Below are 22,911 nucleotides of genomic sequence, written 5' to 3'. Positions count from 1 at the left end.
GTTTTTCGTCGATTGCGTCCATACGTAGTCATGGCGGCCAGGTCGCTCCAGGCAGAGCGACCGTCACCATGACCTACCAGAATTTCCAGGTATAGGTGGTCATCACTCGGTTTTCATCATAGTCATTGCCATGCTTGAACTGGGCGTTGATGTTCCGCCATTCCATGCCCACATTCTTCAAGGGCCCACCCTGGATCACATACGCCAGAAACAGATCCCGCTCGCTTTCAGCGCTGTCGCTGAGGTCCCCACCGCGATCGATGCCCGTGCCGCGCAGGTAACGGGTGGTCAAGGTCAAGCCGGGCACGCCCATGGCCGCGAAATCATAGTCGTATCGCGCCTGCCAGGAACTCTCGTTGGGTTTGATGAAGGCCACGGCCGACCAGTTCACCAGATAAGGCTGCGGAGCGAAGCCATTCAGGGTCGGGAACGTGCTGTCACCCAACATGCGTTGATAACCCACGCCAACACCGTGCCCACCCTTCCTCAAGGTAATCATGGCGCCATAGGAGTGGTTGTCGATTTCGCCGTACAGGGCCTGACCCGCTTCCTTGTTGTTGAAGTAGCGCAAATCGGTCTTCAGGCGATAGCCGCCACCCAGGTCCGAGTTGAGCGTCAGGCCCAGGTAATGCTGCCGGTAAATGTCCTCCAACTGCCCGTAAAAGTAGCTGGCCGAAAGGTTGGGACCGAAGGCGTAGGTGGCACCGGCAAAGTCCAGTCCGTCGCTGGTGTAGCGCGGCCCGCCAGGTTTGGTGAACAGGTACATCTTTTCTCTGTTGGAGGATTCACGGCTGCTGATCTCGGTGAATCGCCCGCCAGTCAGGGTCAGGTTGTCTATCTCGTTGGACTTGACCAGTACGCCATGGAAGGTCGTCACCAACTGCCGTGAGTCGTCCTGGAAGGCCACCGGCAACGTCGGCCGATGTTCACCGACTTTCAGCTCGGTCTTCGAGAAGCGAACTTTGCCGGTCAGTGCCGCCCGGCCGTAATCCTTGGCCTGCTCCCGGCTGCTTTGGCTATAGGGCAAGACACTGTCCGGGCCACGACCGCCGCCACCGTCAAGGCGATAGGCGTATTGCGCGGCCGCATCGAGACCGAACGCCAGCGGCCCCTGGGTGTAACCGGAGGTAAAGCGCAGGTCAAAGCCCTGGCTCCAACTGCCATCGCGCGAGGTTCTCGGGTTGTCGCCCTTGAAGTCGCGGTCGACATAAAAGTTGCGCAATCCCAGGTTCATCTGGCTGTCTTCGACAAAGTCAGCTTGCGCAGCCAACGGCATCATCACGCCGATCAGCCCCATGGCCTTCAGGTTTTTTGCAGCAGAGTAAGCGGACCGCGGCACAGCCGCGTGCATAGGATTCATGGACACCTCTACACATTTTTATTGTTGTTGTAGAGGTTCAGTATCCGCAGTCAGCCCACAGGCCGTTATCGTCTGCGCGTGACGACTAGCTGCGCAGCGCAGGTATTGCAGGCGTTCTACTCGATAGCTTCGTAGGGCAGCCCCACGTAGTTTTCGGCAATGTTGACCAACCCTGCGTGGGAGTTGAAGAAATACTCGCGGTCGGCCTGCTGCATCTTCTGGTCCCACGCGTCCTTGTGCTCGCCGAAGTCGTGCAACAGGTTGGTCATGAACCAGCTGAAACGCTCGCCCTTCCAGACACGGCGCAGTGCCACTTCGGAGTATTTTTCCAGCAGGTCGGTACGCCCCTCCCGATACACCTTGACCAGGATGCGATACAGGTAGCACACGTCCGAGGCGGCCAGGTTCAAGCCCTTGGCACCGGTTGGCGGCACGATGTGGGCAGCGTCGCCGAGCAGGAACAACTTGCCGTACTGCATCGGCTCGACCACGTAGCTGCGCAGCGGCGCGATGCTCTTCTCCAGCGAAGGGCCGGTCACCAGCTTGTCCGCCACCTCGTGTGGCAGACGTGCCTTGAGTTCACCCCAGAAACGCTCATCGGACCATTCTTCGACCTTGTCGGTTAGCGGCACTTGCAGGTAGTAACGGCTGCGGGTCAGCGAGCGTTGACTGCACAACACGAAACCCCGGTCGTGGTGGGCGTAGATCAACTCGTGGTTGACCGGTGGCGTGTCGGATAGCAGTCCCAGCCAGCCGAAAGGATATACGCGCTCGTAGTGGGTAAGCACTTCGTCAGGAATGCTCTTGCGGGCGACCCCGTGGAAGCCGTCGCACCCGGCGATGTAATCGCAGTCGATTCGGTGGGTTTGGCCATCTTTCTCGTAGGTGACGTAGGGGCTGTCGCCCTTCATGTCGTGGGGCTGCACGTTTTCGACCGAATAGATGATCGGGGCACCCAGGGCGCTGCGGGCCTCCATCAGATCGCGCGTGACTTCGGTCTGCCCATAGACCATGACAGTCTTGCCACCGGTCAGTGTCTTGAGATCGACATGAATACGCTTGCCGGCCACCAGCAACTCGACGCCCTCGTGGACCAGGCCTTCGGCATCCATGCGTTCGGATACACCTGCTTCGCGCAGCAGGTCGACGGTGCCTTGCTCCAGCACCCCGGCACGAATTCGGCTGAGGACGTAGTCCGGTGTCTGGCGTTCGACGATGACGTTGTCGATGCCGGCGTTATGCAGTAATTGGCCGAGCAGGAGTCCGGAAGGACCAGCGCCGATAATAGCAACCTGAGTTTTCATTATTTTAATCTCTGATATGCGATTTCCAACCGTTTGCAGATGGCGGCCGGATTATTTTGTTTTATTTACATCCTGCATTTTTACTGATGAAACTTGCAATAAAAGGTGATTTTTCAGGGTAAAATTGCACTTTTACAAATTTGGTTCGATTATCGAACGACCACACACACTGTACGTTTCCGTCCTCAAGGGTGCCGAACACGATGAAAAAAAGTGTCAATAACATCCCGGTGTTCAAGCTGTATGGTGAAAACAAGGCGTGGTCCACCCCGGACTTGCTGCACTGTGAATCCATACCCAAACGCAGCAGCCTGCACCATTGGGAGATCAAGCCGCACCGTCATGCCGACCTGTTCCAGTTGCTCTATGTGCAACGCGGCCAGGCAGTGGTCGAGATCGAGGGCAAGCGTAGTGACGTGTTGGAAGCGGCCATCCAGGTCATTCCGCCGCTGACCGTGCATGGTTTTCAGTTCTCGGAAAAAATCGAGGGTTATGTGCTCACCCTCGGCGCGCCACTGGTGGCCAAACTGGAGTCGCAATTGGGCGCGCCGTTGACCGTCCTGGCGTCTTGCGGGTGCTACCCGGTTGGGCGCGATCGTCGCTATATCAACACTCTGTTTGCCGCCCTGCTGGAGGAATACGAAAGCAGCGCACCGGCGCGCGACGTGCTGATGCACTCATTGGTCAGTGTGCTGATGGTCTGGACCAGCCGCCACAGTCAACTCAGCACGCCGCCAAGCAATCGTGGCGAACGCGACCAGCACTTGCTCAGCCGCTTCATCAAGTTGGTAGAGCAGCACTACCGCGAGCATCTGTCGGTGGAGGTGTTCGCCCAGCGCATCGGTCTCTCCAGCGTGCACCTGAACACCCTGTGCCGCGAACTGGCCGGGCAAACCGCGCTGCAGATCATTCACCAGCGCCTGCTGCTGGAAGCCAAGCGTAATCTGACTTACACCAACATGAGCATCAACCAGTTGTCCGACAGCCTGGGCTTCAGTGACCCGACCTATTTTTCACGCTTCTTTCGCCGTCTCGCTGGCCAGACACCGAATGCCTTCCGCCACGGCGTCGAGCAAAGCGGCGCGTGAACCGTCACGAACTTTGCGCACTCAGTCGAATTTTCTTAACAAGAAGCGTCACAGGTCGCTGCAACCATTAGCAGGGATAATCCATCTTATTGATTTAAAAGGAATAACAATAAAATCCAAGCTGGCATAATAGTTGAGTAGGACAACCTTGCGCAGGCAACAACTGCGGTCCACCACTCATAACAATAAGGTTGTCCTCCCATGCATCACAGACTCCCCCGCTGCACGCCCCTTTCGCTCAGCGCAGCCCTGTTGTTGGCCGGCAGCGCCTCACTGGCCCAGGCTACCGAAGGCGGTGTGTCGTCCTGGCCATTGGGCATTGAAATCTACGGCATGGGTATCCTGCCGCCGCCTGGCACCTACGGTCAGGTTTTCGTCGGCGACTACCTGGCCGATACCCTTCGCGACAACGCGGGCGACAAGGTGGCCGACATCGACCTGCGCGTCACCACCATTGTGCCTCGGTTCATCTGGGTCACCGAACAGCAGGTCCTGGGTGGCAGCCTGGGTTTCCACGCTTTGCTACCGCTCAATGACATGCGGCTGAACATCAAGAACGGCCCGCACGACCACAAGCGCGGCATCGGCGACGCTCACCTCGGCCCGGTGGTCGGGTTCCACCACAGTGACAAGTTCCATACCGCAGTGGGTATCGACTTCGTTCTGCCCACCGCCAGCGAATATGACAAGAACGACCTGATCAACCTCGGCACCAACTATTACACCGCACAAGCGGTGTATGCCATGACCTACATGGACCCCGAGGGTCTCAACGCCGATGTGCGCCTGATGTACGATTACAACTTCGAAAACCAGGACACCCACTATCAGTCCGGCCGCGAGCTGCACGCCGACTACACCCTTGGCTGGGGTTTGGGCAATGGCTGGGTCCTCGGCGTCGGCGGCCACGCTTACAAGCAGGTGAGCGATGACCAGTGCAGCGCTTCCCACTGCGCCGCCGCAGCCCAGGTCGATGCCGCCGATGGCAACCGTGGCAGCTCCTTCTCCATCGGCCCGGCGGTGCAATACGCCAGCCGGGACGGCTGGTTCCTCAGCGCCAAATGGCAAGATGAATCCGGTGTTCGCAACCGTACCGATGGCCAGGCCTATTGGCTGAAGTTCACTTTCCCGCTCTAAGCCCTGTCGCCAACAAAAATGCCCCGTGAGCATCGAGCCTCGGGGCATTGGGTTCAACCCGGCGCTAGCTTCCCTTGAGGCGATAGCTGACCTGGGCGCGACTCATGCCAAGCATCTGCGCCGCCGCGGTGATGTTGCCACCGGAGCGTTCCATGGCCAGGCGTACCAGGTGCAGTTCGATTTCCGCCAAGGGTGTATTGAGCACCCGTTGGCTTCCGGAAACGAAGGCCTGCAGACCTTCCAATACCGGCTCGCGTAGTGCGTCTGTGGTACCGCCCTCTTCGATGGGTGACCCTGCCTTGCCGGCCCCCTCATCACGGCGCTCGCCAGCCGACAAGCGCCCCTCTGGCGTCAGGCCGATGGCCATTGCCATCAACGGCGCGCCAATCTCGGCCAGATGCACGATATCAATGACCTCGCCATCACCGGCGGATATCACGCCACGCTCGATCAGGTTCTGCAGTTCACGAATATTGCCGGGAAACCGATAAGTCAGCAGTGCGTTGACCAGTCTGGTGCTGAAGCCCGCCAGCCGACGTCCGTGACGCTGGCTGAAATGACGCAGGAAGTAGCTCATCAGCAGCGGGATATCTTCGCGGCGCTCGCGCAACGGTGGCAGATGAATAGGGAACACATTCAGTCGGTAAAACAAGTCTTCACGAAAACGTCCCGCCTCAACCTCGCGACGCAGATCCAGGTTAGTCGCGGCGATGACCCGTACATCCACCCGGATCGGCGCCGTGCCACCGACGCGCTCGATTTCACCTTCCTGCAAGGCACGCAAAATCTTGCTCTGCGCACTGAAGCTCAACGTCGCTATTTCGTCGAGGAACAGCGTCCCGCCATGGGCCCGTTCGAAACGACCGGGACGCGAACGCTCAGCGCCGGTAAAGGCGCCGCGCTCGACCCCGAACAGTTCGGCCTCCACCAGGTTCTCCGGCAAGGTCGCGCAGTTGAGCGCCACCAGCGGCTTGTGCTGCCTCGAACTGGATTGGTACAGCGAGCGGGCGAACAACTCTTTGCCGACCCCTGATTCCCCGGTCAACAACACCGTCGCCTGAGTCGGTGCGACCCTTTGCAGCAATTGAGTGGCAACCACGAACGCCGCCGAAATGCCCACCAGCGGTTTGCCATCGGCGGGCTCCTCCAGTTCGGCAACGGTGGTTTCGGTGCCCGAGGCGTAGGTGCTGCGACTGAGGAAGTCGCTCGGGTCCAGATAGGCCAGGTCGGCATCGATGTCGTCCCACTGATCGGCCGGTTTGCCAACGATACGGCAGGCCGGGTGCCCCATCGAGCGGCACTCCTGCTCGCGAAAGACCACCAGGCGGCCGAGCAACGACGAGGCGTACCCGCTGGCATAACCGATCTCCATCCAACAGGCCGGTTCGCCGCCCAGGCCATAGGCTGCAATATGCTCGTCGTCTTCGAGTGAGTTGTGCCAAAGGAACTCGGAATAGAAGTGTCCAATGCCAGAGTCGATTTCGAAACGCACCACCTCGACATTGACCATGCCTTCGAGCATGTGCAGCCGTGGTCCGGCGCTGTACAGGCTGGTGTCATCACCCTCCGGCCATTGCTCGCTGACCTGGGCAGCGTCACGCGCACCGGCTTGCCAGCCGATTCGCGTAAGCAGGCCACGTGCCTTGTCGAACCCCAGCGCCTCGATCAGCTCGCGGCGGATGGCCCCGAACGCAGAACCTTGCAGCAGCATCATGCGCTGGCCACACAACCACACGCTGCCGTCTTGAGGAGCGAAGGCCACCGTTTCCGCCAACTGCTCAGCAGTGGGAAAGCCGCTGCTGCCAAACTGGCTGGCGCGGTCGACGATCAGGCGCTTCTGCCGGCCAAGCATCTGCTTGAGAAAATCCTCACCGGCAGAGCGACCAGTCTTGGTGTGCGTAGTACGAGTCATGGGCAGTCAACAAGAGGCAGGTAGGTAACCTGTGAGTATGCCCAGCCCTCCAGCGGGGTCAATCCGCTTGCGATCGACTCCACTGCTCCTTGTCGTCCGCCTGCTCGATAACCGCACAGTTTCTGATGACGCTCACCTGGCGTCGAGCTTTCAACAGCGTGCGATTTTCTCTGCATAAATTTGCGCACAACTGCCTTCCAGTCCGCGCCACAGGCAGGATTCAGCGCGACCACAGTACAACTTAACTTATTGTTTATTAAGGAAATATACCTATTAAACAGACATGGCACGATAAATGTTAACAGGCACCTCTGCACATAAATAAAAAAAGAGGTGACCTCGTCATGACCACTACCCCTTTCATTCGCCCTGCCTACCAGAACCTTGAATTGCAGCCACTCGCCGGACAATGGCGCGCCGGCAGCGCCGGTCGAACGTTGGACGTGTTCGACCCTTTCACTCAGACACGCTTGCTGCAGATCACCCAGGCCAATCGCGAAGACCTCGATGCCGCCTACCGCAAGGCGCGCGTCACCCAGCTCGATTGGGCCACCAAAGGGCCGGCCGAACGGGGCCAGGTGCTGCTCAACGCGGTGAAAATCTTCGACGAGCGTCGTGAAGAAATCATCGATTGGATCATCCGCGAGTCTGGCAGTACGCGCATCAAGGCGCAGATCGAATGGGGCGCCGCGCGCGCCATCACCCTGGAGTCAGCCAGCCTGCCCAGCCGCGTGCATGGGCGCATTCTTGCCTCCAACATCCCTGGCAAGGAAAGCCGCGTCTACCGCACCCCCCTGGGCGTGATCGGTGTGATCAGCCCGTGGAATTTCCCCTTGCACCTGACCGCACGCTCCCTCGCACCGGCCCTGGCGCTGGGCAACGCCGTAGTGGTCAAGCCGGCCAGTGACACCCCCGTCACCGGCGGCCTGTTGCTGGCGCGCATCTTCGAGGAAGCCGGCTTGCCATCTGGCGTGCTCAGTGTCGTCGTCGGTTCCGGCGCGGAAATCGGCGATGCCTTCGTCGAGCACCCGGTCCCGGCGTTCATCTCCTTCACCGGATCGACCCAGGTCGGCCGCAACATCGGCCGCATCGCCAGCGGCGGTGAGCATCTGAAGCACGTTGCCCTGGAACTGGGTGGAAACAGTCCGTTCGTGGTTCTGGCCGATGCCGACGTCGAACAGGCCGTCAGTGCCGCCGTGGTGGGCAAATTCCTCCACCAGGGGCAAATCTGCATGGCGATCAACCGCATCATCGTCGAACAGCCGCTGCTGGAAACCTTCACCCGGCGATTCGTCGAGCGAGTCAAGGCGCTGCCCTACGGCGACCCGAACAAAGCTGAAACGGTGATAGGCCCGGTGATCAACAGCAAGCAACTGGCGGGCCTGCAAGAGAAGATCGCCACGGCCCAAGCCGAAGGCGCCACGCTGCTGGTTGGCGGTGAAGCCCACGGCAACGTCCTGCCGCCGCACGTGTTCGGCAACGTCACCGCCGACATGGACATCGCCCATGAAGAAATCTTTGGCCCTCTGGTCGGCATTCAGTCTGCCCGTGACGCCGAGCATGCCCTGGAACTGGCCAACAGCAGCGAATACGGACTCTCCAGCGCCGTATTCACCTCCAGCCTGGAGCGCGGCGTGCAGTTCGCCCGACGCATCCACGCCGGTATGACCCACGTCAACGACATCCCGGTCAATGACGAACCCAACGCGCCGTTCGGCGGTGAGAAGAACTCCGGGCTCGGTCGCTTCAACGGCGATTGGGCGATCGACGAGTTCACCACTGACCACTGGATCACCTTGCAACATGCGCCAAGGGCGTATCCGTTCTGAACTGCATGACGCCTCCCATGAACCCACCTGCCAATAAGAAAATGGAGTACGAAATGTCTTCACTCCTCAACAGCTCAGCTGTGAAACGGACCCTGTCTGCCTGCCTTGCCCTGCCCTTTATCGTGCCGGCTGGGAACGCCGCCGCCGATGGCGACGGCGTCTGGAAAGGCGGGGAAAACGTCTATGCCAAGGTGTGCGGCCACTGCCACGAAAAACAGGTCGGCCCGCAAATCACCGGCCGCCAGCTGCCAGCGCAGTACATCACTGCGATTGTGCGCAATGGATTTCGTGCCATGCCGGCCTTCCCTGCCTCGTTCATCGACGATAACTCGCTGCAACAGGTCGCCGAGTACATTTCCAAAACGCCTGCCCCGGCGGCCAAGCCTTGAGGAGCCTGCCATGAACGTCGAACGTCGCACGGTACTGAAGGGCTTGGCATTGAGCAGCCTGGCCGGCATAGCCGTGACCAGCTCCTGCCTGAGCATGGCCGGTAGTGTTCTGGGCGCTCAAGCCCAGCCTGTCTTGCCGACCCTGGTCCTGGTCAACAATGAGGTGGCCGAGTCGGTCTTCCTCCAGGGCGTCAACACCAGCCGGGGGGGCAAGCAGGTCAAGGTACAGCGTACCGACCTCAGCCTGGACTTCATCCTGGGTTTTGAAAAACGCCTGCGCAGCGGCCAGCCGCAACGCATCATCGGCCTGGTCGACGATGCCAGCGCCGCATTGATCGTCGACTTGGCACGCAGCGCTGGCGCGCGCGTGCAGTGGCTCGGCCAGCACCGCGCCACGCCCCACGCTTCACAGCACCGTCTGCTCAGCGCCGAAGCCGCCAGCGGCTGCGCCCCCCAACTGGGCCTGAGCCTGAACGCCTGTGGCAGCGGCTTCAGCCTGACCGAACAGCGTATGCACAGCCTGCAAGCGCCGTTGCAAGCGTCTGCCACCGCCCGCAACAGAGACAGCTCAGACCAATGGGCCGCCACGCTGGGCTACACCCTTGCAGCCCTTGGCACCACCAGCGACCGGCAGGCACCACTGATTGCCCGCCGACCCGTGCCGCTTACCGGCAATTTCGTTTCGTTTTCGATCGAGGCTTGAAGGAGCTAATCAAATGACTGAGCAAAACAACAAGACCCTGCTCCCGCGCGGCGTCGACAGCGCAAACTTCGAGCAAGCCATCGCCAAGTTCCGCAAACTGCTGGGCGATGACAACGTCCTGGTCAAAGACGATCAACTGATCCCCTACGCCAAGATCATGATGGCCGTGGACAATGCCGAGCACACGCCATCTGCCGCCGTCACCGCCACCACCGTCGAACAGGTGCAGGGCGTGGTGAAGATCTGCAACGAACACAAGATCCCGGTGTGGACCATCTCCACCGGTCGCAACTTCGGTTACGGCTCGGCAGCACCAGGCCAGCGCGGACAGATCATTCTCGACCTGAAGAAGATGAACAAAATCCTCCACGTCGACCCTGAACTGTGTACCGCCCTGGTCGAGCCGGGCGTGACCTATCAGCAGCTCTACGACTACATCCAGGAACACAACCTGCCCTTGATGCTGTCGTTCTCCGCGCCGTCGGCCATCGCCGGCCCCTTGGGCAACACCATGGATCGCGGCGTGGGTTACACACCCTACGGCGAACACTTCCTGATGCAGTGCGGCATGGAGGTTGTGCTGGCCAACGGCGATGTGTACCGCACCGGCATGGGCGGCGTAAAAGGCGACAATGCCTGGCAGGTATTCAAGTGGGGCTATGGCCCGACCCTGGATGGCATGTTCACCCAGGCCAACTACGGCATCTGCACGAAGATGGGCTTCTGGCTGATGCCAAAACCTCCGGTATTCAAACCGTTCGAGATCAAGTTCGAGAACGAATCGGACATCGCCGAGATCGTCGAATTCATCCGCCCGTTGCGCATCGCCCAGGTCATTCCCAATTCGGTAGTGATCGCTGGCGTACTCTGGGAAGCCTCCACCTGCAACACCCGCCGTTCCGACTACACCAGCGAGCCGGGCGCGACCCCCGACGCGATCCTCAAGCAAATCCAGAAAGACAAGAACCTCGGCGCCTGGAACGTCTACGCCGCGCTGTATGGCACCAAGGAGCAGGTCGACGTCAACTGGAACATCGTCACCGGCGCCCTCAAGCAACTGGGCAAAGGCCGGATCGTCACCCAGGAAGAAGCGGGTGATACCCAGCCGTTCAAGTACCGCGCCCAATTGATGTCCGGCGTGCCTAACCTGCAGGAATTCGGCCTGTACAACTGGCGTGGCGGCGGCGGCTCGATGTGGTTCGCACCGGTGAGCCAGGCCCGGGGCAGCGAGTGCGACAAACAACAGGCCCTGGCCAAGAAGACCCTCAACAAACACGGCCTGGACTACGTCGGCGAGTTCATCGTCGGCTGGCGCGACATGCACCACGTCATCGACGTTTTATATGACCGCACCAACCCTGAAGAGACACAGCGCGCGAACGCCTGCTTCGCCGAGTTGCTGGATGTGTTCGAGAAGGAAGGCTACGCCGTCTACCGCGTCAATACCGCCTTCCAGGATCGAGTCGCGCAGAGCTACGGCCCGGTCAAACGCAAGCTTGAACATGCCATCAAGCGTGCACTGGACCCGAACAACATCCTGGCGCCGGGCAAGTCGGGCATCGACCTCGCCAACCCATTCTGATTGCGCTTGCGGCTCCGCCAGGACTGTCCTGGCGGGGCTTTTTATCGACAGGGAACACAATGACCTACACACAATTTCTGGTGGCCGCCGCGCTGGTGCTGGCCGCCCCTCTGACACTGGCCCAAGGCGACGTCGCTCAGGGCCAAGCCCTGTTCAAGACTCAGTGCGGCTTCTGCCACAGCCCCGAAGCGGGCAAGAACCTGATGGGGCCGAGCCTGCACGGCGTATTCGATCGCACCAGCGCCCAGGCCCCAGCCTTTACCTATTCCGCCGCCCTGCAAGGCGCCAGCCTGAAGTGGGACGACGCCAATCTGGACAAGTGGCTGACCAGTCCTGCCAGCCTGGTGCCGGGCAATGTGATGATGTTTGCGGGGCAGGCCGACAGGCAGAGTCGTCAGGATCTTATTGCTTATTTGAAGAGTTTGAGGTGAGTAAATCAAGCGTCGGGTCATACATCTGGGCATTGCGCCCATCCCCGTGTTGGCGTTGTTGGGGAGCCTTCACAAGTGACCTGAGTTTGATTTTGATCAAACTCTCCATTGCTTTGCCAGCTAGACTGAAAATCAACACGACGTAATAAGTCGAGGTTGTACTTCATGTACTGGTTCCATCGTCACCGCCGCAGCCTATTGCACCTTACCCTCGCGGTATGGGTGCTGGCTGTGGCCGTGATGGCAATCCAGGGGTGTCTGGTACAGCCGATTCACAATTTGGCCGCCCCACACACTATCGAGCAGTATGTGGTGGATGGTCATGCGCTCCACGCCAATGGTTGCCTTCAAAACTGTGAAGACACTGCCACGGCGATAAAACCTTCATTGCAGACGCCAGCAGCGGATCCTGTCCACTTGGCCGCCCTGTTACTGCTAACAGCGGCAGTCCTGATATTGGTGCTTGATCCTGAGCAAAAATCCTCTCTGGCCACCCTTGTACTAAAACGTCCCGCGCCACCAAAAAGCCCGGTACGGCTGACATTCGTCCGTTTCAACGATTAGCCCCCCCCTGTCTCAGAGTGGCAGAGCACAGGTTGCTCTGCCCTGCTGCAGCGCTTTTTCGCGACCAGGCCATTCTGCTTATCCCTCACAATCTCAGGAGTTCATCATGCAAGTGCATTCTAAATGGGTTCTGGCTGCCGTCCTGGCTAGCAGTGCATTCATGGTCTCTGCCGAGGATGCCCATCACCCGGCCGACTCAACCGTGAGCACTGCTCCGGCATCGACGGCCGTGAACAATGCCATGACCGAGCAAATGCAAAAAATGCAGGCTGCACATGACAAAGCGGCAGCGGCTGAAACGCCAGCTGAGCGCCAGGCCGCCTTGCAGGAAGGCATGAAAGCGATGAAGGACAGCATGTCCATGATGAGCAAGGAACACAGTGCAATGGGTTGCATGGGCATGTCTGGTGCGAAGGACGGCGCAGGCAAAGGGATGATGGACATGATGATGCAGATGATGGACCAGCAGTCGTCCATGATGGAAATGCCAATGAAAAAGTAAATGTGCGGTGGAGCCGCGGAATGTTCTGGGCCATGGGCGCTTTACAGTTCCTTACAGCCAATTGAGCTAACAACTCAGGTACAGAGCGCCTTACCCTGCTTGTAACTAGCAGCCTGCCCACTTGTGCAACTGTTTATGCCCCACGACCAAGGTGATCATCAGCAAAGGCACGAACGGTAAACACACCAGGCAAGTGAGGAGTACCAACCATGAGCCATACTGAATCGGCCTACGGTCTCTGGTCGCTGGTCATTATCAACTCATTAGTGTTTATCTTGTTCGCCTTCAGCTTCACCCGGCCCAAGACGCGCCGCGATTGGCGCTCCTTTGGCATGTTCTCGGCGTTCCTGGTGGCACTGTTTACCGAAATGTACGGTTTCCCGCTGACTATCTACCTGTTGATGCCCTGGCTCGCTCGTAACTTCCCTGGCATCGACTTCCTCTCGCACGACGCTGGGCATCTGCTCGAAACACTGATGGGCTGGAAGGTCAATCCGCATTGGGGGCCATTCCACATTTTCAGCAACCTGCTGATCGCTGGCGGCTTCTGGTTATTGGCAGCCGCCTGGCGTGTGCTCTACGAGGCCCAAGGTACTGGGCAGCTAGCGGTCGACGGGCCCTATGCGCGGATCCGTCACCCGCAGTACGTCGGTTTCGTGCTGATCATGTTTGGCTTTTTGTTGCAATGGCCCACGTTGATCACCTTGGTAATGTTCCCAATTCTCCTACTGGTCTACATCAAGCTGGCGAAGCGGGAAGAACAGGAGATGCTTGCACGATTCGGCGATGCCTACCGCACTTACCGTGAACGGACACAGGCATTCCTGCCTTGGTCAGCCCGCCGCAGTCCCTCCCCTACTGGCGCCCCTCCGAACTCAGGAAAACAGCCATGAACGCCCCCTGGAAAACCGGCATTTCCTTGGCCCTGACCATGGCCATTTCCTACAGCATCTGTGCGCTGCTCTATGCGCTATGGCCGGTGCAGGGAATCGCCTTTCTCAACGCCTTGTTCCATGGACTCGACTTCGGTCGCCTGCAAGCTCCGCAAGACTACGGTGTGGCGACTTTCGTCGGGCCGCTGCTGGTCTTGAGTGTATGGGGAGCGATGGTCGGCACCTTGTTTGCGTGGTTGTCCGCCAAGCTCCATGGCAGGCCTTGATAGGCGCTTCGAATCAGGAGGCCGTGATGAACCAATCACACATGCAGCACCAACAGGCGCTGGCATCAGGAAAAATGGCAAAAGATCCGATCTGCGGGATGATGGTGGACAAGACCACCGCGTTGTCACGAGAACGTGGCGGGCGCAGCTATTACTTTTGCAGCGATACCTGCCTGCGCACCTTCGAGTCGCCGGAAAATGAACTGAAGGCGATGAAAACCCGCGTGACTATCGCCCTGACCGGGGTACTGGCCTTGGCACTGCTGCGTGCAGGCGCCTTCATTGCACTCGCCGCTGGTGCCACACTGCTGACTTGGGCGCCGATCCCGGCACTCCCCTGGTTCACATGGGGTATATGGCTATTCCTGCTGGTAACACCGGTGCAGTTCATCGGTGGCTGGGGTTTCTATAAGGGGGCGTGGAACGCCATTCGCACCCTAAACATCAACATGGATTTTCTGATCGCCCTCGGCACGTCCGTCGCCTATTTCTATAGCGTCGCGGTGTTGTTCTTCCCAGACGTCCTGCCGGTCAAGGTGTCCGAACGTGACGTCTATTTCGAGGTGTCGGCGGTCATCATCGCCTTCGTGCTGCTGGGCAGGTACATGGAGGAGATCATCAAGACAAAATCCTCAGCCGCAGTACGACGCCTACTTGATCTCAAGCCTGCGATTGCGCACGTGATTCGTGATGGACAGGAGGTCGACTTGCCCGCTGAAAACGTCATGGTCGGCGAGTTTTTGGTGGTCAAGCCTGGCGAGAAGATCCCCACCGATGGCGATGTCAGTGAGGGTCAGTCAACGGTCGATGAGTCCATGCTGACCGGCGAGTCGATGCCGGTCGACAAACACCCGGGCAGCCCGGTAATCGGAGGTACGCTCAATGGCAATGGCGTGCTTACTTTCAAGGCGAGCAGGATCGGTGCCGACACCGCACTGGCGCAGATTATCAAGATGGTCGAGGAGGCGCAGACCAGTACGGCACAGATCCAGCGGTTGGCTGACCAGGTTACCGGCTACTTTGTGCCGGCAGTGGTGGCGGTCGCGTTGTTGGCCCTTGTCGGCTGGTCTCTTGTGGGGAATTTCCCACAGGGGTTATTGGCCTTTATCGCGGTCCTGATCATTTCCTGCCCCTGCGCATTGGGCGTGGCGACGCCCGCCGCGTTAATGGTCGGTGTTGGCAAGGGCGCCGATAACGGCATCCTTATCCGTGGCGGTGAAGTATTAGAGCGGGCTGAAAAACTGAGTACGGTAGTGTTCGACAAAACCGGCACCATTACCCGAGGAGAACCCAACGTAACCGATGTGATCTCGCTTGGGACCGCGATGGAAAACGAGGTCTTGATGCTCGCCGCTGCCGTGGAGTCCGGTTCAGAACATCCGCTCGGCGCAGCGATAGTGCGCGCCGCACGGCATCGCGGCATCAGCCTGCCGAAGGCGACCGGCATCAGTGGGATCGCCGGTCACGGCATCGAAGGCAGTATCGACAGTCGCAAAATCTGGCTGGGCAACCGACGTTTGTTCGCCCGCCAAGGCATTTCGACCGAGGCTGCCGAGGAGCACCTCATCGGCCTGGAAGCCGATGGCAAGACCGCGATGCTGGTCGGGGTCGACGACCGCTTGCTCGGGGTAATTGCTGTGGCCGATACCATAAAACCTGAAGCGGCTGAAGCCGTTGCGGCATTGCAGGCCAGCGCCATCAAGGTCGTGCTACTGAGCGGCGACAACCACCGGACTGCCGAAGCGGTCGCGCGGCAGGTCGGCATCGAGCGAGTGATTGCCGAGGTCTTGCCCGACGACAAGGCCGCAATGATCCGTCAATTGCAAAGCGAAGGGCAGGTCGTGGCCATGGTTGGCGACGGTGTCAACGATGCACCTGCCCTGGCCACCGCTGACATCGGCATCGCCATCGGCTCGGGTTCCGATGTCGCCAAGGAAACTGGCGGCATCATCCTGCTCAAGAACGATGTACGCGACGTGGTCACCGCGATCAAGCTGTCGCGCGCAACCATGGTCAAGATTAAACAGAACCTGTTCTGGGCATTCATCTACAACAGTATCGGCATTCCAATTGCGGCCTTTGGCCTGCTTAATCCCATCATCGCTGCCGCCGCTATGGCGCTCAGTTCCTTGTCGGTAATCGCCAACTCCGCGCTGCTGAAACGTGCCCGTATTGGCTTGAGTCAGGAGGTTACATAATGAATCGCGAAGTTCTGATTATCTGCCTCCTGGTGAGTGTTGTGGGCATCGCCACCGTGCTTTACCTGCTGGGGTTGACCGGAAAATCGTTTGTCATAGCAGCGATTTTCCTGCTGTGCCCGGTCGTGGTCGGGGTGCAACTTTTCCGAGGTGTCCGCCAATTCGACAAGGACATGGCCGGGGCCAATCGGCAACTGAAAAGGAAGAATCTGCCTTGATACTTTATGCGACTCACCACCCTGAATTTCCGACGCATTGGACACGTAAACCGATGCTCTGGCTCGCTATGCTCACACCTACGATAGCGCTTCAGCAAAATTGGAAGTGGCCTTGCGTCATGACCCTCTCTCCCGTTCCCTGCAAGGAGTGCCATCATGAATCAACATAACTTGCCCCAGCACCGCGCAAGGGGCACCCACTGGTACTTTTTAGGCTTCCTGGCCATCGCCGGCTATTTCCTGTTTGCCGAGCACAGGGCTCACGTCCTTCCCTATCTGCCATTCCTACTGTTACTGGCCTGTCCACTGATGCATTTTTTCATGCATCGTGGGCATGGCGGACATAAATACGGTGAGAGTAATGAACATGCCAATTGCTGTGGACATCAGCACACCAGCGCTCGCAATGGCCAAGAGGCGCACGATGGTCTACCCGATAATCAGACGAAATATCCCGATCGCCCTGCATGACGATTCAACGTCTGTCCGTAATGCCATGAAGCCAGGTGCGCAGAGCCAGGGCGTCGGCTTGAACGCCTGGTTAGATGCACAATACGAGGCGTGTCCACAGTTCGAAGATCGATTGATGACCTAAGCCCGAACGTTTTAGATAACTGCGAGCACTCCACGAAACGCTTCGGCCTCCATCTCCACGAGACTGGAAGATGTACTGCCCTCATGCTCCAGCAGGAATCGTTTGACGAGCTGAAATCCAAGGGAATAGCCCAACCATCTTGGGAGGTCAGATGCACCGAAGAACCACGCGTCGTGGCCATAATCCTTGCGACTCCAGTAGCTTGCCGCCATTGCGACATGGCGTCGAATGTCAGACACATCGAGGCGCTCCCATGGTTCAGGTAAACCACCACAGACTTCCTGCGCAAAAGCGCCCGCCAGTCCCTCCGAAACAAGCGCTTCACCTAAAGACGATCCATAACCTGGCCCATCCCATCGGGCGGCATGGTGTAGCTCATGTGCAAACATTCGTTCGAGCGACGCTTCCTGGTTGGCTCTGAAAATGTCACTTGCAGGATCTACGGTCAAAAAAATAAGGCCTGGTTCCGGCGTATATCCCAGATGCCCCTTTTCTGGAATGACATGAGTGCCAGCTTTCACGATCACATCAAGTGGGCGCAACGGCATCAACGCACTTGCCTTTGCGTAGGTTGCTAACAGGCGGGTGTGAAGCCAATCACGGTGATCGATAAGCGCGCCGCGCGCGTCGATGAAATGGAAATTTATGGATGTCATTATCATGCCTCCTTGCATAAAGCCTTGGGTAACGCGATAAGTCGTCAACTAGATTGCGCTGATCAGCCCTGTTCCGACCGACCGAGTTGAGTTCGTTTATTGATCAGTATGAAAATGCGAGATCGCTCCAAACATTAACACTTGGCACCCTTCGCTTCTGTCTACGTTTTGCGCCGGAGAAACTTCATGACTATCGACTGGCTCAACTTCACCCCCTGGTCATCCCTCGCGGGCGGCGCTTTGATCGGCTTGGCGGCCAGTCTGTTCGTGGTCGCCAACGGGCGTATTGCAGGCATCAGCGGTCTGATCGGCAGTCTTTTACAGCGTAGAAGCGAGGGGGTGAGTGAGAAAGCACTGTTTCTCCTGGGCCTGCTCATCGCGCCGCTGCTATGGGGCTTGTTCGCCACGCTGCCGCGAATTGAGTTCCACAGTGGCTGGTTCGGACTGATGGTTGCCGGTGCATTGGTGGGCATCGGCACACGGTACGGTTCCGGTTGCACCAGTGGCCATGGGGTGTGCGGCATATCGCGCCTGTCGCGGCGATCGATGGTTGCCACTGCGTGCTTCATGTTCAGTGGTTTCGCCACGGTGTATGTCTTGCGTCATCTGCTGGGGGGCTGAACATGATCAAACTGAGCGCATTCATTGCCGGCTTGCTGTTCGGCTTCGGCCTTCTGTTGGCAGGCATGGCCAACCCGGGAAAAGTATTGGCGTTCCTGGATCTGACCGGTGCCTGGGATCCTTCCCTGGCGCTGGTCATGGTTGGAGCGATTGGCGTCGCCATTGCCCCCCTGACCTGGGCACGCCGACAATCCAGCTCGCTGCTGGGACGGCCAATGCAGCTACCGGTCAAGCGTGAACTGGACCCACGCCTGATTGGCGGCAGCCTGTTATTCGGCATTGGTTGGGGAATCGCCGGGATCTGTCCAGGTCCTGCTGTAGTCATACTGCTGACCGGGCACTGGCAAGCCATCGTATTCATGCTAGCCATGCTGGCTGGCATGCTGTTGTTCACTGCGCTGGAGTCCCGGCGCAGCCATTGATCGGTTGGCTGCCATGAACGGTCGGTGGCGCGACCACTGCTGCAGCGTTGGCCGGCGGGAAGATGCGTTCGCCATAGAACCCCTTCGGTATCTGATAAATATCAAGGTTGTTTTTGACAGCCCTGTTAACTAGTGAAGGGTCACAGGCGATCGTCATGCTGAAATCCGTCATGTTGGCGAATGCGGGCTAACGCAAATTCCGCAATCGGTTAACTCAGAATTGGGTTCAGCTCACCCCCACCCAAGGCAGCCATACATGAAAAATAGCAAATTGGCCGTGCTTTTCTTCGTCGCATCCCTAACCCCCGCATGGGCCCTGGCAGCCGAGCCATCTCAACCGACCCAGACGCAGCAACAAACGCCAAATGTTGCCGAGTTCGATAAACAGATGGCTCAGGCGCAAGACACCTTCAAGAAGATGCAGGCACAGATGGAGAAAATCCAGCAAACCCAGGATCCCCAGCAACGGCAGAAGCTCCTTCAGGAGCATTGGGAAACGATGCAACATGGGATGAGCATGATGAATGGCATGTGGGGGCCGGGAATGAAGGGCAAAAAACACATGATGGGTGGCGACCACATGATGAGTGCTGACCACACGATGGGCTGGCACGACTACTCGAACCTGACCCCGGAGCAAAAGAGTCAACGCCAGTACATGATGGAAAGGTACACCGGGATGCAACAGATGATGATGGATCACATGATGTGGCATCAAAACTACATGCAGGGGCAGCCGCCAGCCAAGCCCGGCCAATAAGAACAGCGCAATTACCGCTGTACCGTCGAACCACTGCATCTCGGTTACCTCGGCCCTGAGCGGTTCGACGGCAGCAACCTCTGGGGTTACGACAAAGCGGGCAGGACGACTGGGCGTGAACAGGCAGTTGCCCTTCCCGTCTTTCGCCGGACTGTCGAAAAAGCAACATGAAGTGAATCTAAACGTCGATCAAGCGAGGTGCCTGGTGCGAATCGATGATTGGAATCATGCCAGATGCCTGATTGTCCGCGATCCACTTCCTGGCCAGCTCCACGTCAAAGTGCCAGCCGTGGGCTTTTATCAGCACAAGCGCCGCACCGGTGATTCGATAATGCCCGCACTTCGGACAGGCCCTCTCCAGATAATCTTCATCAGCATCAATTGCCGTTGCAGGCCCGTTGCAAATCAAGCAAGTCATGAGCTTCACCTGTTTGGCTGATTGCTCAAATGTAGCTGAACTCAACACCTGATCCTCACGGCGTCTGTAGTTCATTTTAGGCTACGCCTTGCGTTCAAATGTTCGCCTTGGGGACTGGCTGATGGATGAATGAGTTCCAGGCCTCACAAACATCGCGATGCCTCTGAACGGCCAGATCCCAATCGATCCCCGCCATGTCTCGTGATGAAACCAGCAGCATCATGCTTGTAGTTGAAGCATCCAACTCAAGCAGCAGCTCCGCTCAACTTGCTCTGGCTCAGCTACAAGGAGCCGTAAATTCAGGCAACCTTTAATGAGTCGACATGCACTCTCCCATAAGCCATCAGCTGAAGATACTCTCGCCATTTTTGGAAGGCTTGCTGCTGCCTGGTGGAGGCCGCGATCCACTCTGCGCCACCGATTAGCTCGACCGAGATGGCCATCATCTGCTCAATAGCAAGATCAAGTTCATTTGCGAGCTCACGCCCATTCGGCAAATCGAGGATTAGCGGTCGCATAAGGAACCTTTCTTTTTTTGGGCTACTTCATCGACTTGCCAATTGGCTGATCGTGCGTGAGCCCTGACGAACGGTTAACTCCCCCCTGTTCAACCCAATGCCGACCGCCGTGCGCGGCGTGGAGCATTCAATGAAAAAGAACTCATTAAGATGGCTCGAGGGCTGTCTCGGAAGAACTTGGCAGGGGTCAGCAGCCGAACTTACGTTTCAAAACTGGAACGGGGTCAAAGAGCCCGACTTGACTTGCCTAGTTCCAGCCAAGCCAGGCCCTTAGGTGGCCGGGATAGCCCCGTGCAGGGTCGCAGCTGTCGGCCAAAAGGGGCCAAAAGTGACCTTTTAAAATCAAGTCGACAAGGCAACCCGCCCTATCCCGGCAAACTCGACTTCCACTTGCACCCCGGCCGATGCCCAGTAAATACCGGTCCAGCTACCACAAGCCACCAGGTCACCGGCTCGCAAAGGGTTGCCCAATGCCGCAGCGTGACGCGCCAACCACGGCAGCGAACTCAGCGGCTCACCGAATGGATGGCTGCCAACGCCGACGAACTCAGGCTTCCCGTCTACCCGCAACACCGCCTGTTGTCTTGACCAATCCGGCATTTCCCCCAGCGTTTGCGGTGCACCGAGTACCAGCGCGCGGTTGAGTTGCTGGTCGGCCAGCCGAAGCAGTGGCGCGGCCTGAGCGCCCTGCAGCCAGCGCGTACCACACAGTTCGATGCCCGGCATCCAGACATCGACCGCCGCACGTGCCATGGCCAGATCCGTGTGCTGGTCGAGGTCGCGCAACAGGCGCACGATCAGCTCTCCCTCGATCCCGAAACCAAAGGCATCGCCCGGCGGAACCTGCCAACCGCAGGGGTGTATCGCCATTGCCGGTACCCCGGCGGCGCTGATCAGCCCTCCCGGTGCGCCGCCCAGTTTCCAGGCCGCTGGCGGCCCGTCGGCGAACCAGCCGAGGGCATCCGCGACCTGATGCTGCACGGCATAGGCTTGGGCTTCGTTAGCCAGTTCCATGGTTGGCAACGGTTGCTGGCGCCCCTCACGCCAACCACGAATCAGGGTGGCGGCGACCTGCGCGACCGCACTCACAATGGCAACTCAGTCTTGCGACGGCGCACTTGCGCCGGCGCCGGGCGCTCGCACGGCAGAAACCGGCCCCGACCCGCCTCACCGCGTGGCTCGCCGTCCCAGACCACCTCACCGCGAGACAGGGTCATGGCCGGCCAGGCGCTCAGCGTCATGCCGGCGTAAGGCGTGTAATCGACGTTGTGGTGCAGCATTTCGTTGCACAGGTGCACCGACTCTCCTTCGTTCCAGATCACCAGGTCGGCATCGGCACCGATAGCGATGCTGCCCTTGCGTGGATACAACCCATACATCTTGGCGGCATTAGTGGAGGTCAGCGCAACAAAGCTTTGCGGGGTAATGCGCCCACTGCGCACGCCTTCGGACCAGAGCAATGCCATGCGGGTTTCGACACCGGGAATGCCGTTGGCGATCTGGTCGAACGACACTTCTTCACCGTGAGCCTTCTTGCCATCAGGGCCATCGAAGCGAAAGGGTGCGTGGTCTGACGAGAAAATCTCGAACGAACCGTTCTCCAGGCCATCCCAGATCACCTGCTGGTTGGCGGCATCGCGCGGCGGCGGGCTGCAGACGCACTTGGCACCTTCGAAGCTGTCGTCACACCCCAGCGAGGCGGCGGTCAGGAACAGGTACTGCGGGCAGGTTTCGGCGTACACCTTCAACCCCTGACTCTGGGCCCAGCGAATCTGCTCCACGGCCTCGCGACCCGACACATGCACGATCAGGATCGGCACATCCACCAGCTCGGCAAGGGCGATGGCGCGATGGGTCGCTTCGCGCTCCACCAGCATCGGCCGCGACGCGGCGTGATAGCGCGGCGCAGTCAGCCCGGCCGCCAGTAGCCGCTCGGTCAGCCAGGCGATGCAATCGCTGTTCTCGGCGTGGAGCATCACCATGGCGCCCTCGCGGCGCGCGACCGACAACGTCTCGAGAATCTCCCGGTCGCCCAGTTTCAGCGCATCATAGGTCATGTAGATCTTGAACGATGTATAGCCCTCAGCAATCAAGGCCGGCAGTTCTTCACGCAGCACCTGCGGGGTGGGATCGGTGACGATCAGGTGGAAGGCATAATCGATCACCGGCTTGTTCCCCGCCCGACGATGGTAGTCATCGACGGCAGAACGCAAGCTTTCGCCCTTCTGCTGACAGGCGAACGGGATGACGGTGGTGGTGCCACCGCAGGCCGCCGAGACCGTGCCGCTGAAAAAGTCGTCGGCCATCACCGAGCCGTCGCCGGTCGGCTGGTCGAGGTGCACGTGGCTGTCGATGCCACCGGGGGTGACATGCCGGCCTGCCGCGTCGATTTCCTGGTGACCTGGCGGCAGGTCCAGGCCAAGGGAGACGATGCGCCCATCCCGAATGCCGATATCGCTGGTAAACGTGTCCGCGGCGGTTACCACGCGGGCGTTGCGAATCACCGTATCGAAAAATTGCATATCAGGCCGCCTTGAAATGACTG

At 59.0% G+C, this 22,911-nt stretch carries 26 protein-coding genes and 1 pseudogene; 18 read left to right on the top strand and 9 right to left on the bottom strand.

Annotated features, from left to right (window positions below; all coding sequences use genetic code 11):
- Positions 1–73 precede the first annotated feature (73 nt).
- Both AC3WWR_RS07035 and pobA read right to left on the bottom strand, forming a co-directional pair.
- The gene (locus AC3WWR_RS07035; RefSeq protein WP_093935707.1) at positions 74–1,351 is read right to left on the bottom strand and encodes an OprD family porin; all 1,278 of its coding nucleotides are present in this window, start codon (positions 1,349–1,351) and stop codon (positions 74–76) included.
- A gap of 125 nt (positions 1,352–1,476) precedes the next feature.
- Positions 1,477–2,664, bottom strand: a complete 1,188-nt coding sequence (pobA, locus tag AC3WWR_RS07030) for a 4-hydroxybenzoate 3-monooxygenase (RefSeq protein ID WP_020800229.1) — start codon at positions 2,662–2,664, stop codon at positions 1,477–1,479.
- 203 nt (positions 2,665–2,867) lie between these two features.
- Here pobA and AC3WWR_RS07025 point away from each other — a divergent pair, with 203 nt between their 5' ends.
- Together AC3WWR_RS07025 and AC3WWR_RS07020 are read left to right on the top strand one after the other, a co-directional pair.
- Positions 2,868–3,752 (top strand): helix-turn-helix domain-containing protein, encoded by an 885-nt coding sequence (locus AC3WWR_RS07025; RefSeq protein WP_020800230.1) that lies wholly within the window; start codon positions 2,868–2,870, stop codon positions 3,750–3,752.
- A 201-nt stretch (positions 3,753–3,953) separates the two neighbouring features.
- Positions 3,954–4,889: a SphA family protein gene (locus AC3WWR_RS07020; RefSeq protein WP_492598569.1), complete on the top strand. Its 936-nt coding sequence runs from the start codon at positions 3,954–3,956 to the stop codon at positions 4,887–4,889.
- A gap of 64 nt (positions 4,890–4,953) precedes the next feature.
- On the opposite strand, the gene AC3WWR_RS07015 is transcribed toward AC3WWR_RS07020, so the two are convergent.
- A complete protein-coding gene (locus tag AC3WWR_RS07015; RefSeq protein ID WP_492598568.1) occupies positions 4,954–6,801 on the bottom strand; it encodes a sigma 54-interacting transcriptional regulator in 1,848 nt (615 codons plus the stop codon).
- Between the two features lie 344 nt (positions 6,802–7,145).
- Between AC3WWR_RS07015 and pchA the strand changes: the two genes are divergently transcribed.
- From pchA to AC3WWR_RS06990, 5 genes are read left to right on the top strand one after another with little or no spacing between them, the layout of a single operon-like run.
- Complete coding sequence (gene pchA / locus AC3WWR_RS07010; protein ID WP_492598567.1) at positions 7,146–8,630, top strand: 4-hydroxybenzaldehyde dehydrogenase; 1,485 nt, start codon at positions 7,146–7,148, stop codon at positions 8,628–8,630.
- Between the two features lie 53 nt (positions 8,631–8,683).
- A complete protein-coding gene (locus AC3WWR_RS07005) occupies positions 8,684–9,019 on the top strand; it encodes a c-type cytochrome (protein ID WP_492598573.1) in 336 nt (111 codons plus the stop codon).
- A gap of 10 nt (positions 9,020–9,029) precedes the next feature.
- Complete coding sequence (locus AC3WWR_RS07000) at positions 9,030–9,722, top strand: hypothetical protein (protein WP_492598566.1); 693 nt, start codon at positions 9,030–9,032, stop codon at positions 9,720–9,722.
- A 13-nt stretch (positions 9,723–9,735) separates the two neighbouring features.
- Positions 9,736–11,304, top strand: a complete 1,569-nt coding sequence (locus tag AC3WWR_RS06995) for an FAD-binding oxidoreductase (protein ID WP_083348765.1) — start codon at positions 9,736–9,738, stop codon at positions 11,302–11,304.
- Between the two features lie 59 nt (positions 11,305–11,363).
- Positions 11,364–11,735: a c-type cytochrome gene (locus tag AC3WWR_RS06990; protein WP_020800238.1), complete on the top strand. Its 372-nt coding sequence runs from the start codon at positions 11,364–11,366 to the stop codon at positions 11,733–11,735.
- 17 nt (positions 11,736–11,752) lie between these two features.
- Here AC3WWR_RS06990 and AC3WWR_RS06985 read toward each other — a convergent pair whose 3' ends face one another.
- Positions 11,753–11,902, bottom strand: a complete 150-nt coding sequence (locus AC3WWR_RS06985; protein WP_155943752.1) for a hypothetical protein — start codon at positions 11,900–11,902, stop codon at positions 11,753–11,755.
- Here AC3WWR_RS06985 and AC3WWR_RS06980 point away from each other — a divergent pair.
- From AC3WWR_RS06980 to AC3WWR_RS06945, 8 genes and pseudogenes are all read left to right on the top strand, one after another.
- Positions 11,901–12,299, top strand: a complete 399-nt coding sequence (locus AC3WWR_RS06980; RefSeq protein ID WP_083348764.1) for a hypothetical protein — start codon at positions 11,901–11,903, stop codon at positions 12,297–12,299. The genes AC3WWR_RS06985 and AC3WWR_RS06980 overlap by 2 nt on opposite strands.
- A 106-nt stretch (positions 12,300–12,405) precedes the next feature.
- Complete coding sequence (locus AC3WWR_RS06975; RefSeq protein WP_020800240.1) at positions 12,406–12,801, top strand: hypothetical protein; 396 nt, start codon at positions 12,406–12,408, stop codon at positions 12,799–12,801.
- Between the two features lie 111 nt (positions 12,802–12,912).
- Positions 12,913–12,981, top strand: a pseudogene (locus AC3WWR_RS06970) (DUF2933 domain-containing protein); the annotation flags it as partial.
- Between the two features lie 29 nt (positions 12,982–13,010).
- Positions 13,011–13,694, top strand: coding sequence for a methyltransferase family protein (locus tag AC3WWR_RS06965; protein ID WP_020800241.1), 684 nt, complete (start codon positions 13,011–13,013; stop codon positions 13,692–13,694).
- Positions 13,691–13,960, top strand: a complete 270-nt coding sequence (locus AC3WWR_RS06960) for a DUF5676 family membrane protein (RefSeq protein ID WP_020800242.1) — start codon at positions 13,691–13,693, stop codon at positions 13,958–13,960. Before AC3WWR_RS06965 ends, AC3WWR_RS06960 begins: the two co-directional genes overlap by 4 nt.
- A gap of 26 nt (positions 13,961–13,986) precedes the next feature.
- Positions 13,987–16,158, top strand: a complete 2,172-nt coding sequence (locus AC3WWR_RS06955; RefSeq protein ID WP_432669387.1) for a heavy metal translocating P-type ATPase — start codon at positions 13,987–13,989, stop codon at positions 16,156–16,158.
- The gene (locus tag AC3WWR_RS06950; protein WP_020798990.1) at positions 16,158–16,376 is read left to right on the top strand and encodes a hypothetical protein; all 219 of its coding nucleotides are present in this window, start codon (positions 16,158–16,160) and stop codon (positions 16,374–16,376) included. Before AC3WWR_RS06955 ends, AC3WWR_RS06950 begins: the two co-directional genes overlap by 1 nt.
- A 156-nt stretch (positions 16,377–16,532) precedes the next feature.
- The gene (locus AC3WWR_RS06945; RefSeq protein WP_151141782.1) at positions 16,533–16,847 is read left to right on the top strand and encodes a DUF2933 domain-containing protein; all 315 of its coding nucleotides are present in this window, start codon (positions 16,533–16,535) and stop codon (positions 16,845–16,847) included.
- 135 nt (positions 16,848–16,982) lie between these two features.
- On the opposite strand, the gene AC3WWR_RS06940 is transcribed toward AC3WWR_RS06945, so the two are convergent.
- Positions 16,983–17,627 carry a DUF2268 domain-containing putative Zn-dependent protease gene (locus AC3WWR_RS06940; protein ID WP_110753841.1) on the bottom strand — a complete coding sequence of 215 codons (645 nt, stop codon included), beginning with the start codon at positions 17,625–17,627 and terminating at the stop codon, positions 16,983–16,985.
- A gap of 186 nt (positions 17,628–17,813) precedes the next feature.
- On the opposite strand from AC3WWR_RS06940, the gene AC3WWR_RS06935 reads away from it, so the two are divergent.
- The 3 genes from AC3WWR_RS06935 (at position 17,814) to AC3WWR_RS06925 (ending at position 19,430) form a co-directional block, all read left to right on the top strand.
- Positions 17,814–18,248 carry a YeeE/YedE family protein gene (locus AC3WWR_RS06935; RefSeq protein ID WP_033039564.1) on the top strand — a complete coding sequence of 145 codons (435 nt, stop codon included), beginning with the start codon at positions 17,814–17,816 and terminating at the stop codon, positions 18,246–18,248.
- Between the two features lie 2 nt (positions 18,249–18,250).
- Positions 18,251–18,670: a DUF6691 family protein gene (locus AC3WWR_RS06930; protein ID WP_168757813.1), complete on the top strand. Its 420-nt coding sequence runs from the start codon at positions 18,251–18,253 to the stop codon at positions 18,668–18,670.
- 256 nt (positions 18,671–18,926) lie between these two features.
- Complete coding sequence (locus AC3WWR_RS06925) at positions 18,927–19,430, top strand: hypothetical protein (protein ID WP_033039568.1); 504 nt, start codon at positions 18,927–18,929, stop codon at positions 19,428–19,430.
- Between the two features lie 178 nt (positions 19,431–19,608).
- Here AC3WWR_RS06925 and AC3WWR_RS06920 read toward each other — a convergent pair whose 3' ends face one another.
- From AC3WWR_RS06920 to hydA, 4 genes are all read right to left on the bottom strand, one after another.
- Positions 19,609–19,923: a hypothetical protein gene (locus tag AC3WWR_RS06920; RefSeq protein WP_020798997.1), complete on the bottom strand. Its 315-nt coding sequence runs from the start codon at positions 19,921–19,923 to the stop codon at positions 19,609–19,611.
- 224 nt (positions 19,924–20,147) lie between these two features.
- Positions 20,148–20,366, bottom strand: coding sequence for a hypothetical protein (locus tag AC3WWR_RS06915; RefSeq protein ID WP_020798998.1), 219 nt, complete (start codon positions 20,364–20,366; stop codon positions 20,148–20,150).
- 342 nt (positions 20,367–20,708) lie between these two features.
- Positions 20,709–21,455: a fumarylacetoacetate hydrolase family protein gene (locus AC3WWR_RS06910; RefSeq protein WP_033039572.1), complete on the bottom strand. Its 747-nt coding sequence runs from the start codon at positions 21,453–21,455 to the stop codon at positions 20,709–20,711.
- The gene (gene hydA / locus AC3WWR_RS06905) at positions 21,452–22,888 is read right to left on the bottom strand and encodes a dihydropyrimidinase (RefSeq protein WP_020799000.1); all 1,437 of its coding nucleotides are present in this window, start codon (positions 22,886–22,888) and stop codon (positions 21,452–21,454) included. The genes AC3WWR_RS06910 and hydA overlap by 4 nt, the downstream gene beginning before the upstream one ends.
- Positions 22,889–22,911: the final 23 nt, after the last annotated feature.

Source organism: Pseudomonas sp. EB271-G4-1 (genome assembly GCF_058791355.1).
Note: the sequence above shows the minus strand (reverse complement) of the source record. Positions and strands in the feature narration are given on the sequence as shown.

Coding starts and splice junctions, on each gene's coding strand:
- AC3WWR_RS06940 (WP_110753841.1), bottom strand. CDS start 17,627: ATGACATCCATAAATTTCCATTTCATCGACGCGCGCGGCGCGCTTATC.
- AC3WWR_RS06995 (WP_083348765.1), top strand. CDS start 9,736: ATGACTGAGCAAAACAACAAGACCCTGCTCCCGCGCGGCGTCGACAGC.
- AC3WWR_RS06965 (WP_020800241.1), top strand. CDS start 13,011: ATGAGCCATACTGAATCGGCCTACGGTCTCTGGTCGCTGGTCATTATC.
- AC3WWR_RS06990 (WP_020800238.1), top strand. CDS start 11,364: ATGACCTACACACAATTTCTGGTGGCCGCCGCGCTGGTGCTGGCCGCC.
- hydA (WP_020799000.1), bottom strand. CDS start 22,888: ATGCAATTTTTCGATACGGTGATTCGCAACGCCCGCGTGGTAACCGCC.
- AC3WWR_RS07025 (WP_020800230.1), top strand. CDS start 2,868: ATGAAAAAAAGTGTCAATAACATCCCGGTGTTCAAGCTGTATGGTGAA.
- AC3WWR_RS07005 (WP_492598573.1), top strand. CDS start 8,684: ATGTCTTCACTCCTCAACAGCTCAGCTGTGAAACGGACCCTGTCTGCC.
- AC3WWR_RS06960 (WP_020800242.1), top strand. CDS start 13,691: ATGAACGCCCCCTGGAAAACCGGCATTTCCTTGGCCCTGACCATGGCC.
- AC3WWR_RS07000 (WP_492598566.1), top strand. CDS start 9,030: ATGAACGTCGAACGTCGCACGGTACTGAAGGGCTTGGCATTGAGCAGC.
- AC3WWR_RS06920 (WP_020798997.1), bottom strand. CDS start 19,923: ATGAACTACAGACGCCGTGAGGATCAGGTGTTGAGTTCAGCTACATTT.
- AC3WWR_RS06930 (WP_168757813.1), top strand. CDS start 18,251: ATGATCAAACTGAGCGCATTCATTGCCGGCTTGCTGTTCGGCTTCGGC.
- pchA (WP_492598567.1), top strand. CDS start 7,146: ATGACCACTACCCCTTTCATTCGCCCTGCCTACCAGAACCTTGAATTG.
- AC3WWR_RS07015 (WP_492598568.1), bottom strand. CDS start 6,801: ATGACTCGTACTACGCACACCAAGACTGGTCGCTCTGCCGGTGAGGAT.
- AC3WWR_RS06985 (WP_155943752.1), bottom strand. CDS start 11,902: ATGAAGTACAACCTCGACTTATTACGTCGTGTTGATTTTCAGTCTAGC.
- AC3WWR_RS06925 (WP_033039568.1), top strand. CDS start 18,927: ATGAAAAATAGCAAATTGGCCGTGCTTTTCTTCGTCGCATCCCTAACC.
- AC3WWR_RS07035 (WP_093935707.1), bottom strand. CDS start 1,351: ATGCACGCGGCTGTGCCGCGGTCCGCTTACTCTGCTGCAAAAAACCTG.
- AC3WWR_RS06935 (WP_033039564.1), top strand. CDS start 17,814: ATGACTATCGACTGGCTCAACTTCACCCCCTGGTCATCCCTCGCGGGC.
- pobA (WP_020800229.1), bottom strand. CDS start 2,664: ATGAAAACTCAGGTTGCTATTATCGGCGCTGGTCCTTCCGGACTCCTG.
- AC3WWR_RS06980 (WP_083348764.1), top strand. CDS start 11,901: ATGTACTGGTTCCATCGTCACCGCCGCAGCCTATTGCACCTTACCCTC.
- AC3WWR_RS06955 (WP_432669387.1), top strand. CDS start 13,987: ATGAACCAATCACACATGCAGCACCAACAGGCGCTGGCATCAGGAAAA.
- AC3WWR_RS06945 (WP_151141782.1), top strand. CDS start 16,533: ATGAATCAACATAACTTGCCCCAGCACCGCGCAAGGGGCACCCACTGG.
- AC3WWR_RS06915 (WP_020798998.1), bottom strand. CDS start 20,366: ATGCGACCGCTAATCCTCGATTTGCCGAATGGGCGTGAGCTCGCAAAT.
- AC3WWR_RS06950 (WP_020798990.1), top strand. CDS start 16,158: ATGAATCGCGAAGTTCTGATTATCTGCCTCCTGGTGAGTGTTGTGGGC.
- AC3WWR_RS07020 (WP_492598569.1), top strand. CDS start 3,954: ATGCATCACAGACTCCCCCGCTGCACGCCCCTTTCGCTCAGCGCAGCC.
- AC3WWR_RS06975 (WP_020800240.1), top strand. CDS start 12,406: ATGCAAGTGCATTCTAAATGGGTTCTGGCTGCCGTCCTGGCTAGCAGT.